Annotated in this window: 9 protein-coding genes; 7 read left to right on the top strand and 2 right to left on the bottom strand. The window is 41.7% G+C overall.

Annotation, left to right across the window (positions count from 1 at the left end):
* The first annotated feature begins 883 nt into the window (after positions 1-883).
* From VGE44_RS04760 to VGE44_RS04780, 5 genes are all read left to right on the top strand, one after another.
* Positions 884-1,462 (top strand): HD domain-containing protein, encoded by a 579-nt coding sequence (locus VGE44_RS04760; RefSeq protein WP_331076602.1) that lies wholly within the window; start codon positions 884-886, stop codon positions 1,460-1,462.
* A 26-nt stretch (positions 1,463-1,488) separates the two neighbouring features.
* On the top strand, positions 1,489-3,990 hold the full coding sequence (locus VGE44_RS04765; protein WP_331076603.1) for a phosphocholine-specific phospholipase C: 2,502 nt from the start codon (positions 1,489-1,491) through the stop codon (positions 3,988-3,990).
* 488 nt (positions 3,991-4,478) lie between these two features.
* Positions 4,479-7,763, top strand: coding sequence for a SusC/RagA family TonB-linked outer membrane protein (locus VGE44_RS04770; RefSeq protein WP_331076604.1), 3,285 nt, complete (start codon positions 4,479-4,481; stop codon positions 7,761-7,763).
* A gap of 60 nt (positions 7,764-7,823) precedes the next feature.
* Positions 7,824-9,353 carry a SusD/RagB family nutrient-binding outer membrane lipoprotein gene (locus VGE44_RS04775; protein WP_331076605.1) on the top strand — a complete coding sequence of 510 codons (1,530 nt, stop codon included), beginning with the start codon at positions 7,824-7,826 and terminating at the stop codon, positions 9,351-9,353.
* Positions 9,354-9,356: 3 nt separating this feature from the next.
* Complete coding sequence (locus VGE44_RS04780) at positions 9,357-10,463, top strand: alkaline phosphatase family protein (RefSeq protein ID WP_331076606.1); 1,107 nt, start codon at positions 9,357-9,359, stop codon at positions 10,461-10,463.
* A 56-nt stretch (positions 10,464-10,519) separates the two neighbouring features.
* Here the strand turns inward: VGE44_RS04780 and VGE44_RS04785 are convergent, their stop codons facing one another.
* Entirely contained in the window at positions 10,520-11,788 is a 1,269-nt protein-coding gene (locus VGE44_RS04785) for a hypothetical protein (RefSeq protein WP_331076607.1), read from the bottom strand.
* Positions 11,789-11,980: 192 nt separating this feature from the next.
* Here VGE44_RS04785 and lepB point away from each other — a divergent pair, with 192 nt between their 5' ends.
* On the top strand, positions 11,981-13,093 hold the full coding sequence (gene lepB, locus VGE44_RS04790) for a signal peptidase I (protein WP_331076608.1): 1,113 nt from the start codon (positions 11,981-11,983) through the stop codon (positions 13,091-13,093).
* A 170-nt stretch (positions 13,094-13,263) separates the two neighbouring features.
* Complete coding sequence (locus VGE44_RS04795) at positions 13,264-14,244, top strand: amidohydrolase family protein (protein ID WP_331076609.1); 981 nt, start codon at positions 13,264-13,266, stop codon at positions 14,242-14,244.
* A gap of 23 nt (positions 14,245-14,267) precedes the next feature.
* On the opposite strand, the gene VGE44_RS04800 is transcribed toward VGE44_RS04795, so the two are convergent.
* The gene (locus VGE44_RS04800) at positions 14,268-15,245 is read right to left on the bottom strand and encodes an NAD(P)-dependent alcohol dehydrogenase (protein ID WP_331076610.1); all 978 of its coding nucleotides are present in this window, start codon (positions 15,243-15,245) and stop codon (positions 14,268-14,270) included.
* Positions 15,246-15,665: the final 420 nt, after the last annotated feature.

Raw genomic sequence — 15,665 nt, forward strand, 5'->3', positions numbered from 1 at the left:
ACGGATAATACTCTGAAAAGCATTGAACTCTCAATACTAAATCATTTAACGACTAATGATAAGAACTTTTCTTTTGAACGCCAAATGCGGATTGACCATCTAAAAAAATCTGTCCAAACTGAATGAAGGATAGTCAGACATGGGTTAGGGGTTTGATGAGCAATCTATGAGGGCATAACCAATATAGGCCTGGGTTGGTATTTCAACATTATTCCTTTTAGGGAATTTAGTGCGTATAGTAGCTTCCGCATTTTTGTAAGCTCCCCCCAAATCAAAACATAGCTAATTACTAAATCTTGTTCCAATTGTAATTATACCCTTTCTGGTCATGACCGAAGCGGCAATTAAGCGGTGTTCAACACTTGTCCAACACTTGTCCAACCCTGTCCATATCGGTATAAGGTCGGTATAAGGTCCGTATAAGGTCGGTATAAGGTTCTTCTGAAATTGTTTGGGGGTTTGCCTGATCTGAGCCATTACTAATATAATAAAAATGAATGAAAAGACAAAATATGATTTTGTGGACATTAGATTCTGGCTCCTCCATCAATAAATTAGAGTTTAACGTGCCGGGCTGCCCGTCCCAATGAAAAACAGCTCCGGGTAAAATAAACCTTGCTGGAGGAGGTAGCTTCCGGACATCGTAATTTGAATCAGAGCGGGATTTCTTGCCGGAACTACCCCGGAAGAAAGGGCTGAATTAAGCTATAGCACACAGGTATTGGTTTCAAAAATCAAATTATTTGGCTCCGGAACCTTATCTGATCAACTGTAACGATATTATTTTACCCTTCCTGAAACCGAACTCAGTTAGTTAAATATTAACCTAAACTTATCATACCGATAATAGTTAAAACCTATTCTTGGTAGATATTATTTTTATATGAAACCAGGAAATATTGACCAGATAATTGATACTGTATTTTCTTTATATGAGCGTTATGGTAAAGCTGATTATATCGGGGAGCTGGTTTCGCAGATTGAACACATGTCGCAGGCAGCTGCACTTGCTCAAAATGAAGGTTATGATGATGAGGTAATTCTTGCTGCTTTTTTTCACGACATTGGACATTTATTCGTGAATATTGCTGATGAGGAAACAATGGATGGCTTTGGCAGAATGGAGCATGAGCGTATTGGTGCTGATTTTTTACTGGATCTTGGTTTTTCGGACAGAATTGCAAAACTTGTGCAAAGTCATGTGACGGCAAAAAGATACCTCACATTTAAGTATCCTGAATATTATGAACAGCTATCCCAGGCCAGTAAGGCAACTCTGGTGTTCCAGGGTGGAGTAATGGATGAAGAGGAGGCGCAACAGTTTGAACAGGATGAAGAACGGGAACTGATGATTAAATTGAGGAACTGGGATGAATTGGCAAAAGAGGTAGATATTCCGGTGAATAATATAGATGAACTTAAATTGATCGCCAGAAGACATCTGGAGAACAGGTTGATCTGAATTTGATAGTATTTTAAATAGTTTACATGGACTCGAGAAGAGAATTTATTAAGAAAGCATCTGTTTTATCAGGGGCAGCAGGAGCATTTTCCGTATTTCCGGCCTCTATACTTAAAGCTCTGGCTATTGAGCCTCAGGCAGGAAGTACTTACCTCGATGCTGAGCACGTGGTGGTTCTTATGCAGGAAAACCGTTCCTTCGATCATTGCTATGGCACGCTGAAAGGTATTCGTGGTTTTAATGATCCGAGGGCTATTACTTTACCGGATAATAAACCAGTATGGCTGCAAACCAATGCCGCCGGACAGACTTATGCACCCTTCAGGCTCAGGATAAAGGAAACTAAGTCAACCTGGCTCGGTTCCCTGCCTCATTCATGGACTAATCAGGTAGATGCGGGTAATGGGGGTAAGCATGATAAATGGCTTGATGCAAAGCCATCGGGACGTAAAGGCTATGGATCATTGCCATTAACCATGGGATATTATAACCGTGAGGATATTCCATTTTATTACGCCATGGCGGATGCATTCACCGTCTGTGATCAGAATTTTTCATCTTCCCTGACTGGAACAACTCCCAACCGTCTTTTCTTATGGACTGGTACTGTTCGGGCAGAGCAAAACTCTGCTTCTCCGGCAATAGTGCGTAATGAAGATCTGAATTATGAACGCGAAGCTAATTGGAAGACCTTTCCGGAGCGGCTTGAAGAAAATGGAATCTCCTGGAAAATCTACCAGAATGAAATCAGTCTTCCTACCGGACTTGAAGGTGAAGAGGATGCCTGGCTGTCGAACTTTACAGATAATCCAATTGAATGGTTCTCCCAGTATCATGTTCGTTTTTCAGCGAAACACATCGAATTCCTTGAAAAACTGGATGCTGAATTACCCGGGGAGATTATTGTGCTGGAGAAAAAAATAGCTTCATTGTCTGAAAGCGAAGACCTTAAAAAGCAAACTGCCCTGCTGAAGAAAAAGCAGGATCTGCTGATCAGAGTAAAAAAAGACAGAGAGAGATATACAAAGGAGAATTTTGAAAAGCTTTCTGCAAAAGAGAAAAGTATTCATGCCAAAGCCTTTTCTACAAATAAAAATGATCCTGATTACCGTAAACTTAAGACCGTTAATTATGATGACGGGACACAAAAGCGGCAGGTAAAAGTCCCAGCAGGTGATATTCTTCATCAGTTTAGAGCTGACGTGAAAAATGGAGAGCTTCCAACGATCTCCTGGATTGTTTCTCCTGAGAATTTTTCAGACCATCCGGGTGCACCCTGGTATGGAGCCTGGTATATTTCTGAAGTGATGGATATTTTAACCCGGAACCCTGAAGTTTGGAAGAAAACAATCTTCATCCTTTGTTATGATGAAAATGACGGGTATTATGATCATGTTCCGCCTCCGGTTCCGCCAAACCCTAATGTGCCGTCCAGTGGAAAAGTTTCGGAAGGTATAGATCCGGCTATTGAGTTCGTAACGTTTGAGCAGGATAAAATAGGAAGACTTGAAAAAAATGCAAGGGAAAGTCCGGTAGGTTTAGGTTACCGGGTTCCTCTGGTAATCGCGTCACCCTGGAGCCGTGGAGGGGCAGTTTGCTCTCAGGTATTTGATCATACTTCAATTCTTCAGTTCATGGAAAAGTTTTTATCTCATAAAACAGGAAAACAGATCGAGGAAAGTAATATTTCTGCCTGGAGAAGAGCAGTGTGTGGTGATCTGACCTCAGTCTTTAAACCCTATCATGGTGAAAAGATCTCCTTACCTGAATTCCCGGGAAAGGATACCTTTATTGAAGGTATTCACCAGGCCCAGTTTCAAAAAGATCCTTTCGGATATCATAAATTAACAAAAGAAGAAATCGGACAAATTATCAGAGATCCGGCTTTATCTCCATTAATGACCCGTCAGGAAAAAGGAACAAGGCCTTCTTGTGCACTCCCTTATGAACTTTATGCAGACGGTAAATTAATTGCCGGGCGTAAATTTGAACTGTCATTCAAAGCGGGAAATGAAGTTTTCGGACAAAAATCGGCAGGAGCTTGTTTCCTGGTTTATGATAATATGCGTAACAGAAGTTCCTATACGGTAAAAGCTGGTGACCGCATTTCTGATCTTATGAACATTGATCAGGATTATCGTTTTGACCTTTATGGCCCGAATGGTTTTTTCCGCTCCTTTAAAGGGAAATCAGATCAGGCAGGAATTGAGGCGGTTTTGACTTATCAACGAGAACCTGATGGCAAAAAATTGAGTGGCAATATTAGTTTCAATATTATAAATAGTGATCCTGAACGATCTTATGTGATAAATGTTAAAGATAATTCTTATCGCAGGGCCACAATATCAAAACGGATTACACCTGCCGGAACAGCCGGATCTTCCATTCAGCTTAGGCTGGATCTGAGCAGCAGTTCTGCTTGGTACTATTACAGCATTAACATTGAAGGCCAGACAGGCTTTGAGAGGACTTATGCCGGCCGGGTTGAAACCGGGGCTAATGGGATCAGTGATCCGGCCATGGCTTAATATAAACAGGGCGATATTAACCTTTAAAAAAACAGAGGGCCGGAATCTGATTTCCGGCCTTTTTATTTTCAATCATGGGCCGGAATATTCCCTGTGTTTTAAATGCTTCATTACCTTACTAGACCCCTAACAATATGGTCAGGCAACGCTTTAACAGATCTTTAATCGGGACAGAACTTAGACATAATTAATCGGGCAGATAAACTTTTTTCCTGAGGCTTCTTACTGCAATATCCGGTGAAAATAGTGGAACGGCGCTTTTGCTGATTTTCATATCAATATAATACGGATTGCTGATTAATAATCCGTTTACATAAGGTTAATCTTTTGTAATCTTATCAGCATAAATTCTTACTCCAGGCTTTTTTTCAACACTTATTTTATCATTTTATTAAGCATAACATAACCTAAATTTTGCTTAGGCTTAATACTGCGGCTGTACTATTGCTTCGAAAAATCAATCACATATCACACAAAAAAATTAACAAATGAAGCAACTTTACACTTTTAAAAAAGTATGGATTGCCACAGCAGCAATCTTACTTTTACTTCCCGCTTTATGTTTTTCACAGGTCAAAATTTCGGGTGTTGTTACTGATGAAGTACAACTACCATTACCTGGTGTAAGCATAATGATCAAAGGGACAGCAAATGGGGTTTCAACCGATGCCAACGGCCGTTTCAGCATTGAAACTACTACAGGTACAGTTCTGGTTATCCGTTATTTGGGTTATCAGGCTCAGGAAATCACTGTAACTAACCAGCAAAATCTTTCCATTCAATTAGTGCCGCTTAACACTAATTTGAGCGAGGTAGTAATTACTGCATTAGGTATCAGCCGTGAAAAGAAACAATTAGGTTATGCTACCCAGGAGTTAAAAGGGGAGAGCCTTACAGTAGCCCGTGAAACCAATGTGGTAAACCAGCTTGCAGGTAAAATTGCAGGTGTTACAGTTGTTGGCAGTCCATCGGGGATTGGTGGTTCGGCCCGGGTAAGCATACGTGGGGAGAGGTCGGTGGATCTGAATAAAAATCAACCTTTATATGTTATCGACGGAGTTCCTATCAGTAATTCCCTGACCAGTGGTTCAGGTAATGGTAATCAGGAAGTCGATTTTGGAAATGGTGCAAGCTTCCTCAATCCTGATGATATTGAAAGTATGAACGTTTTGAAAGGCCCTGCAGCTTCAGCTTTGTATGGTTCTCGTGCGGCAAATGGTGTAATCGTTATTAATACCAAGTCGGGAAAAGGTTCAAAAGGCATGGGAGTAGAGGTGAATAGTAATTATACAAGGGAATCAGCATTGCTTTTACCCGAATATCAAAACATTTACGGACAAGGAAATGGTAATGGAGGAGCATTTGCATTTGTTAATGGGGCAGGTGCAGGACTTACAGATGGTACAGATGAATCCTGGGGACCGGCATTTAACGGTCAGTTATTCCCCCAATTTAACTCTCCAAGAACCCTTAACGGACAAGTTATTCCTTTCCTTGGCGGTGATTTGAATGCACCGGCAGGCAGTGTGATAACTGCAACACCATGGTTAAACGACAAAGACGGTGTAAAGAATTTCTTTCAGACAGGTGGAACGCTTACAAATAACCTTGCATTGACTGGAAGTAATGATAAAGGAGATTTTCGATTATCATTTACTAACCTCGACCAGACCGGTCTTGTTCCAAACACGGATCTGAAAAGGAATACCTTATCCTTTGGAGGCAGTTATAAGCTTACAGATAAGTTTTCGGCAAGAGCCTTTGTAAGTTATATAAAAAGTGAGAGTGGCAACCGCCCTTCAATCTCTTATGGTACTGAAAACATTATGTACTTATTTAATTGCTGGTTGCCCCGCTCTGTTGATGTATCGGCAATGGAACGCTTATACCAGCCGGGACTTGAAAGCCAGCGTCAGTTTAGCTTTAATTATAATTACCATGATAATCCTTACTTAACCGTTTTTCAAAATACAAACGGACAGAATGTAGACAGGCTTATTGGTAATATTACATTGAACTATAATTTTACAAATTGGCTAAATCTGCAGTTCCGTACAGCAACAGATTATGGTAATGAAGTGAGGGCTTATAAACGCTCATTCAGTACCCAGCGCTATCCATTCGGAGAGTATAGACAAACAGGAATCATAACAGAAGAACGGAACACTGACTTTCTGTTAACTGCGAATAAAGATATAAGCAAAGAATTAACCTTTTCTGCTTCTTTGGGAGGAAATCAGCTAAAACAAAAAAGTGACTTTGATGAAAGTACTGCTGGTCAGCTGAACCTACCGGATATTAATAAACTTACCAACTCCCGTATTCCGCTTGTTGTAAATCAGGCTCTGTCAGAAAAACGTGTAAACAGTTTATACGGCTCGGCTCGTTTTGGTTATAAAAACCTTTACCTGGATGTTACTGCAAGAAATGACTGGTCAAGCGCCTTAACGCTTCCTGATAACCTCAAGTTGTTAGGAAATGAGGATAACTCTTATTTCTACCCTTCAGCAGCATTAAGTGCGGTAGTAAGTGATATGCTTACTTTGCCTAATTATGTCAGCTTTGCAAAATTGAGAGCAAGTATCGCCCAGGTAGGAAATGATACAGATCCCTTCACTTTTACCCAGGCTTACAATCCGAGCACACCTTTTGGAGGATCACAGGTTTATGGTGAAACCGACCGTCTGGCGAATCTGGGTCTGAAGCCTGAGATCAGTACGGCTTATGAGTTTGGAACAGAACTTAAATTTCTGAATAACCGTGTTGGACTTGATCTGACTTATTATCAGAGTATTACTAAGAATCAAATTCTCAATATTCCTCTATCCCTTACCAGTGGTTATAATACCCGCTCTATTAATGCCGGAGAGATTAAGAATTATGGTTTCGAAGCACAACTGAATTTAGTGCCTGTTAAAAGCAAGAACTTTACCTGGAATACAGACATCAATTTTTCAACGAACAGAAGTAAAGTAGTTTCACTATCAGACGGGCTGACCAATTTTGTAATGGCCTCGAGAAGGGTCAGCATTGAAGCCAGAATAGGTGAGCGTATGGGTGATATGTATGGTATTGGTTATGCAAGGGTTCAGAATACGGACTCCAAACAACCTTATTATGATGCCAGTGGTAAGAATGTGGGACAAATGGTGTTCAATAACGGCCGGCCTGTACCCACTACAAACCGTATAAAATTAGGTAATTATAATCCTGACTGGCTTGCCGGAGTTTATAACACTTTTTCATATAAAGGACTCAGACTTGGAGCTCTGTTTGATATTCGTCAGGGCGGAGAAATTTACTCTGAAACACAAACAGTTGGACGTGAAGGAGGAATCATTATTGAGACTCTCGAAGGAAGAGCAAACGGTTATGATCTTTCAATAGCCGGAAATGGGGTGATTGGTTCAGGAGTAATCATGAATACCGATGGAACATTCAGACCAAATGATGTGAAACGCACTGCAAGAGAGTGGCATAGTGCATACACCGGCGGACGGAGTATTGCCGAAGGTGTGATCTATGACGCCTCTTTTGTTAAGCTGAGAGAAGTACAAGTATCCTATAATATTCCTGCAAAACTGTTTTCAAGGCTTCCATTCAAGGGTTGTACAATTACTCTTGTTGGCAGAAATCTGGCATTGTGGTCAAAGGTTCCTCATGTCGATCCGGAGGTGATGTCTTATTCAGGCGGAACAGCTTTACCGGGAATTGAATACATGTCGATTCCATCCTCAAGAAGCTATGGGCTTAATCTTAATATTAAGTTATAATTCCCTGAAAATAGTAAAGATCATTAACAGGCTACATATGGTAGCAATAAAAAATATACAATGAAAAAGAACAAATTTATTCTGCTTACCGGTGCATTAAGCATCTTTTTCCTGGTATCTTCCTGTGATAAGGAATTTGAGGAAACAAATACAAATCAGAATATTCCGAATTCTGTAACCTCCGATCTGCTCCTGGCGGGTGTGATCAGGAATACGGTAACTGATCAGGTAAATGAGGCCTGGGGGATCGGGAATATAGTAGCCCAGCATACGGCAAAGATTCAGTTCGTAAATGAAGACAGGTATTTATGGGGAGAGCGTAATGGTGTATGGAATAGCGTTTATTCAAACATGCGTAATGTGCAAAACATCATAGATGCATCCAATAAAGCAATCCCGGTTCAGAATAATTATCTGGGTGTAGCTCTGGTAATGAAATCGTGGTTGTTTTCACTTGCAACTGACGCATACGGCGATATACCTTATTCGGAAGCAATTCAGGGAAAGACAGGAGGTATTTATACACCTAAATACGATAAACAGGAAGATGTTTATAATGGGATAATTGCTGATTTAAAAAAGGCAAATGATATTTTAGGAACAAGCAATGAGACGGTAGCCGGAGATCTTATTTACGGAGGATCAACTCTCAAATGGAGAAAATTTGCGAATTCCTTACGTTTAAGATTGTTGCTCAGACTTTCTAAGAAAAAGAGCACAGCTGCTGATATGCAGGCTATTCTGAGCGATCCTGCGAAAAATCCAATCTTTGTTAACAATGCTGACAATGCAGAGTTAAAATACCTCGCTGCGGCTCCAAATCAATGGCCGCTTTATGGTACTCGTGTAGGTTCTTTTGATGAGTTCAGGGTTAGTAAAACTCTGGCTGACAGATTGAATGCAATCGGAGATCCCCGTTTAAAGGTTTTTGGTCGTCCTTCTCAATCATCGGTTGCTGCAGGAAATCCTAAGATTGAAGGTATTCCAAACGGATTGGGTGATGTTGCCGCACTGAATTATAACGGTGGCCCTCAAGGGGTTTCGCGTGTTGGTTATAGCTATGCATGTCTGGTTTGCAACGATATCGGTCAGGCTGTTCCTGTACCGGATGTGGCCAGAGGTGCTATAATGACCTTCTCTGAATTGCAGTTTATTCTTGCAGAAGCCAGAGAAAGAGGTTTTATAACGACTGGTTCTGCAGAATCATATTATACAACAGGGATACAGGCAAATGTTGATTATCATGCAAGCGTTACCCCGGCGGCTTACGGTATAAACCTTAGCCTGCCAGCTAATTACTTTACCCAAAATGCGGTAGCTTATACAGGAAGTACAGACGAGAAATTGGGGAAAATAGCGCTTCAGAAATGGGTATCACTCTATTTCAACGGACTTGAAGCCTGGTTTGATTGGAGACGTACCCGTATGCCGGCTATTGTACCAGGACCTGATAATCTGAATAATAATAAGGTGCCGGTTCGGTACATTTATCCTTTGTCTGAACAATCACTTAATAGAGTAAACCGGGATGAAGCCGTAGCAAGACAGGGGGCTGACGACCTGAATACTGAAATCTGGATCGTTAAATAGAAAATGAACCTGAAGTTAGTTATATTTTTACCTGCAATCCTGTTAGTTACAGGATTGCAGGTTCTTGGACAACAGAAGTTAAAAACCAGGAATGTCGTGCTGGTCACGCTCGATGGGATGCGCTGGCAGGAGGTTTTCAGAGGTGCCGACAAGCAATTAATCAACTCCGACTATACCCGCGATCAGAAAAGAATCAGCAGTAAGTTTTGGCTTGAATCAGCACAGGAAAGACGTAAGGTATTATTGCCTTTTTTTTGGAGTACCTTATCCCAGAATGGTCAGCTTTATGGTAACCGGGATTTAGGGAATAAAGCCGAAGTAGCCAATCAATACCACTTTTCTTATCCCGGCTATAATGAGCTCCTTACCGGTTTTCCGGATGATCGTGTGAACTCCAACGACAAAAACTATAATCCGAATGTGAATTTGCTGGAATATGTCAATAAGCAGAAAGGATTTGAAGGAAAAGTTGCATCATTCAGCTCATGGGATGTTTTTCCATATATTCTGAATGATAAACGTTCCGGTCTGCTGGTTAACTCCGGTATTCAGGATCTGAACCTGAAAAACATGAGCAAGGAACTAACCTTACTTAATCAGCTTCAGCAGCAGTCATTATCACCTGTGGGGGATGATGTTCGTCAGGATGTATTCACCTACCAGTTTAGTAAGCAATACATGAAGCAATACAAGCCAAGATTAATGTATATCGCTTTTGATGAGACTGATGATTACGCCCATGCCGGTGCTTATCATTATTATCTGAAGCAGGCTCAGAAAGAAGACGCAATGCTGGCCGACCTCTGGAATTATATTCAATCTGATCCGTTTTATAAAGATCAGACTACATTGATCATTACTTGTGATCATGGAAGAGGGGAAACGCCATTGGCAGCCTGGAAAGACCATGGTGCTAAGGTTGAAGGTTCTGAATACACCTGGGTAGCAGTAATTGGTCCTGATACTCCGGCAAAAGGTGAAATGAAGGCCAGTGAGGATATTCTTTATCACAAGCAGATTGCTCAGACAATTTCTGTCTTGCTTGGTCTTGATTTTAAAAGTGCTTCGGGCCATGAAACCGGAACTGAAATAAAATCCTTCTATAAATAATACTTGTTTTCCTTTATATTTTTATTTTCAAAGGCCGGGTTTATGATCCGGCCTTTTTATCTCGAATTATACGGCCCGAAAACGGCTTTTATTTCCCGTTTAGCTGAAAGATCATCAAGGACATACACCCTATACTGAGTACCACGGTTAAACACACGGATCACGATATGACCCTGCTGACTCCGATAAAGCCGGTCTACCCGGTCTCCGATCACCAGCCGGTTTGCTTCCAGCATATCCGTAGTAAATACATCCCGTTCTCCAGGGTATAAGCTTTCTGAAGTGACCCTTCGCAGCACATCATCTCCCGGATGATCGGAGGACCAGCTTTGCTGTATCCATACTCTGGGCCTTAGATTACGAACATAAACAGGGCTCTGAGAATCCCGGTTGCCATGATGGTTAAATGTAGCCACATCCACCGGACCAATTACCGGTGCAACATTTGCTTCCAGACTGTTTGCATCCCCTTCACCCCAGGCATTTATCCCTGCAATATCTCCACCGGTAAAGTAATCAAAAGGACCATATGAAATCTTTAAACAGGTACTGAGTGGATTCTCACCAGGATATTGGCCTGCCTTGAAAAGACTTGTAAAATCATTGTCGGCATAACCAGTCCAGATATGCCCGTTAACAGCAATGTTTCTTGTTGTCCATTCCGGATAGCTTTGCGGAGATTTTTTTAATGAAATCTGATTCCTTGCTCCGGGAATAAGTTCCTGATGGATGAGCCTATTATGACTCGACTGATACTCAATAAATTTCCAGTATTCCTGCAGCGTCTGGACAATATGGTATTCATCCTTTTGTTCCTTAAGAAGGAATTCCGGAGAATTGAGATTGATTGGAAAATCCCTGCCACGATCAATGAGTGTCGCAATCGGAATCTTATCACCAACTTCCGTTATACCGGTCAAACGGTAGGCCCCATTGGATGCCAATGGCCTGTTCGGATCCCATTCCCCAAAATGATCATCATGATAATGAGTCAGCATTGCGAAATCAAGTGATGGTTTTCGATTGCCAGGCATAAACTGTGAGACATAGTCGGCTATCCATGCACCGGCAGAGCGAGATGCATCGGGTTTTCTCTGGCTGTTGCGCGGTGATAAAGTCCGGGGATGAGTATCCGAAATATCTCCGGCATCAATTAGCATTGTTGTACTATCCGGAAATATAAAGAAAGCAGAATTCCCACGACCGGTGCTGATGTGGTGAATGTCCATAAAACCTTCCTGCCATGCGGGCAAACTTTGACCTGTCTGTGCACTAACAGAACAGATGCTAAGGCATAATAATCCGGCTGCAATTTTTCTGAGCATTTTATAAATTTTGCCGGAAAGGTATCGGGGGCTTATTAATATGGAGTTAAGAAGGCTTTATTAATTGGTTATCTTTCTGGGAGAGCGCTACCTAAGAAATAGCCATTAAGCATTGAATATCAATAGCCATATTTATTTTGTAACACTCTGGAAGCTATGGAATCTAATCATCGAAGTCCCAAAAACAATCAAATGAAACTACCATTTAGGTCCCAAAAAGAAACTGAAGAGACAGTGCCCTTTGAAAAACAATTAAAGAGTAAAGCACGCGAATGGCTTGATGCAATAATTTTTGCTGTGATCGCTGCAACCATCATCCGGGGACTTCTTTTTTCTGCCTACGCGATACCCTCGGGCTCAATGGAAGGAACACTTCTTACCGGCGACTACCTGTTCGTAAGTAAGTTTGCTTATGGGCCGAGAATGCCAATTACGCCGGTTTCTATTCCTTTTCTTGAAGCAAGAATTGGAAAGGATAAGTTCAAAACTTATTGGGATGGTATTCAGCTTCCATATTTTAGGCTTCCGGGTTTAGGAGAAGTGAAAAGGGGAGATGTAGTAGTTTTTAACTATGCGCCTGATGCGGGTAATAATCCAGTGGATATGAGGGTGCACTATATTAAGCGTTGCCTGGGTATTGCTGGTGATACGGTATCGATTGTTGACTCAAAGGTCTATATTAACGATAAGCTGTTTAAAAACGCACCTCAAACCCAAACATCCTATCTGGTGAAAACCGACGGAAATGGGATGAATCCTGAATTACTGAAAGATCTTAAGATTGAGGTTTATCATCAGTTGAGTCTTAATGATTATATAATGATCATACCTCCGGATAGTTATGATGATTTTAAGGGCCGTCAGAATATCAGATCTCTTACCGAGATCATCTCACCGAAAGGCCTCTATGATGAAAGCATATTTCCACATAATCCTGCATTCAGGTGGAACCAGGATAATTTCGGACCACTTAAGATCCCGGCAAAGGGATGGACAGTTAAATTAAACGACTCTACAATGGCTTTGTATGGACAAGCAATTGAGAAATATGAGAATAATAAAATCAGCCGCTCAGGTAATGATGTGTTCATCAACGGAAAGAAGGCTGATACTTATACATTCAAAATGGATTATTACTGGATGATGGGCGATAACCGGCATAATTCTGAAGATTCCCGTTTTTGGGGGTTTGTTCCGGAAGATCATATTGTAGGAGAAGCTTTGATTATCTGGATGAGTAAGGACAGCTCAGCATTGTTGCCGGATAAGATCCGCTGGAACAGGATACTGCGAACAATTAAATAAATTTCCTGGGAATCTCCCGATTCCCTCCAGTAGATTATAGACCGGCCTTTCTATTAGCAAATACACAATTTCAATAAATCTGTTTGCCCCTTCATTTAATATCCTTAATTTAAACCTAAGATTTTGATATTAAGGATATTGACAATTATAAACAGCCAAAATAAAATACGATGCACAGAAGAAAGATGTTAAAAATGCTTTCCGCACTTCCGGTGGCGGGTATGTTACCCCAGGGGCTTTCTGCGATGAACTCTGCAGATTCAGTCAATCCGGTTAAGGGTTTAACGGATGTTTCGGGCATGGCTTTGAGCAGTTCAGTTCAGAAATCACCGATCATCAACGCTTCTGAGCATGTTTGGTTAATGAATGATCCCCGCTTTCCGATCGATCCTGAAATCTCCACCTGTCCGGGAAGTAAACCTCCCCGCGATTATTCGGGCGAGCATCTGATCGAAGAGATGAATACTTATGGCATTGATAAAACAGTGATTTCACATGTTTGCTATTATGGCAGAAACAATGATTATACGGTCCATTGTGTAAAGACCTGGCCTGATCGTTTTGCCGGATTCGGGCTGCTGTTCGGGAACCGTCTGTTCGCACCCAATGATCCTAAAAATCCGGAGCGACTTGAAAAACTGGTCAAAGTGGATGGACTCACCGGTTTACGTCTGAGTCCGATTCAGGATCCCCAAAGGGTCTGGATGAATGATCCGGGTTCTTATCCCTGGTGGAAGAAAGCAGAGGAAATAGGGGCAACCTTCAATATCTTTCTGGCACCACAGCAAATTGGGCAGGTGGCCGATATGGCTGAGCGTTATCCGGGAGTGAAAATTGTAATTGACCATCTGGCGATGATGGATATTACAAAACCTGATTCGGAAGGCATTATTCCATTATGTAATCTTGTGAAATTTCCGAATGTGTATATCCGTACCTCCATGCATAATCCATCCAAACAAAAACCCCCTTACCGTGATGTATGGCCTTACCTCAAACGGATTTATGATACTTTCGGCCCACAACGAATGCTATTTGCCAACTTTTTTGAATACCTGATAATGAAGGATATTATCCCATTCTTTACTGAAGAAGATAAGGTCTGGATACTCGGTAAAACTGCAGAAGGGATTTATTTTAATCGCTCTTAATAGATTTTACTGGTCGGGAGTGATTATTCTTTTTCTCCAGAACTAATTCTCAAGACCACATTGCCGATCTTTTGCCGGCTTTCAACGTATTGATAAGCCTCCAGTATTTCGTCCAATGGGTAAATCCGGTCGATAAGGGGTTTGAATTTGCCTCTTTCAGCAAGTTCTTTCAGAAAGATTACATCCTCTTTTTTTATATATGGCATAGGGAAGAGAACCCTTTTGCCTCCTGATAGGAGACCGTACAATGCCATCCAGATATTTTCGCCGTTTTTACCCAATTCAGTAGAAATGTATACTCCATTTTCCTTGAGCAGTTTTTTACAGGCTCCGAATGAGCTTTTTCCAACCGCATCGAAAATGAAATCATATTGCTGCCCGGTCTTTGTAAAATCTTCACGTGTATAGTCAATTACATGATCGGCACCCAATGAACGTACAAGTTCCAGATTTGCGGTATTGCAAACTGCTGTCACTTCGGTATCGAAATATTTCAGTAGCTGCACTGCTGCCGAGCCGATTGCGCCTGTAGCTCCGTAAACCAAAATGTTTTGTCCGGCCTCCACTTTAGCAGCCCGGATATTACATAAGGCATAATGAGCGCCCTCTGTCAGCGCAGCCGCTTCCTCAAAACTCAAATTCTGAGGCACCAAAGTCATAGCATCCTGTTCATCCCTGATCAGGTATTCTGCATGCCCGCCGAAATGGGTATCATTGTAACCGAAAATCCGATCCCCGGCTTGATAAGTGAGTACCGATTCCCCGACAGACTCAATCGTGCCAGAAAATTCACAACCCAATATTTGCTGTTTGGGTTTAAAGAGTCCGCTGAAAAACCTGCTGACGAAATACTCCGCACTTCTGAAACCGCAATCTGTACGGTTCACCGTGCTGGCATGAACCCTGACCAAAACTTCGTTCGCAGCAGGAGAAGGTTTGCTGATTTCACGGATTTGAACCACTTCAGGCGGACCGTATTGGGTGTGGATGGCTGCTTTCATTTTCTGATGTTTATACCTTAAATATAAGCTATCCGGCATTTATATCAATAGTATAGCCCAAATACTAATGCTGTTAATTAAATGTGTTTTAGTATTTTGGAAATGTAAGCCAGATGCATTTGGGAGCTGCAGTCCGGCTTTTCGCTGTAGCTTTGCCTTTGGCTTTTTCGTTGTGGATAATTATCAATCCGGCAAAGGCTGCCGCTGCAATCCGGTTTATGAACAAAGGATTGGGGTTTCAAATCTGGTTCAGCCTCCTTTCATAGCAGCAGATTCCTGGCCAGCTAAACGGGATCGAAACGGCAGCTTTTTGCCTGCCTGATGCTCATCTTAAAACTCAAGTATCAAAGGCAAAAACTATAGTGGAGAGCCCGGCTAATGGCGCCGACTTGTGGATTCCTTGCTTTTCATATCTATCAT

The sequence above is a fragment of the Daejeonella sp. genome, from assembly GCF_036405355.1.
GTDB lineage: Bacteria > Bacteroidota > Bacteroidia > Sphingobacteriales > Sphingobacteriaceae > Daejeonella.

Coding starts and splice junctions, on each gene's coding strand:
- VGE44_RS04760 (WP_331076602.1), top strand. CDS start 884: ATGAAACCAGGAAATATTGACCAGATAATTGATACTGTATTTTCTTTA.
- VGE44_RS04765 (WP_331076603.1), top strand. CDS start 1,489: ATGGACTCGAGAAGAGAATTTATTAAGAAAGCATCTGTTTTATCAGGG.
- VGE44_RS04770 (WP_331076604.1), top strand. CDS start 4,479: ATGAAGCAACTTTACACTTTTAAAAAAGTATGGATTGCCACAGCAGCA.
- VGE44_RS04775 (WP_331076605.1), top strand. CDS start 7,824: ATGAAAAAGAACAAATTTATTCTGCTTACCGGTGCATTAAGCATCTTT.
- VGE44_RS04780 (WP_331076606.1), top strand. CDS start 9,357: ATGAACCTGAAGTTAGTTATATTTTTACCTGCAATCCTGTTAGTTACA.
- VGE44_RS04785 (WP_331076607.1), bottom strand. CDS start 11,788: ATGCTCAGAAAAATTGCAGCCGGATTATTATGCCTTAGCATCTGTTCT.
- lepB (WP_331076608.1), top strand. CDS start 11,981: ATGAAACTACCATTTAGGTCCCAAAAAGAAACTGAAGAGACAGTGCCC.
- VGE44_RS04795 (WP_331076609.1), top strand. CDS start 13,264: ATGCACAGAAGAAAGATGTTAAAAATGCTTTCCGCACTTCCGGTGGCG.
- VGE44_RS04800 (WP_331076610.1), bottom strand. CDS start 15,245: ATGAAAGCAGCCATCCACACCCAATACGGTCCGCCTGAAGTGGTTCAA.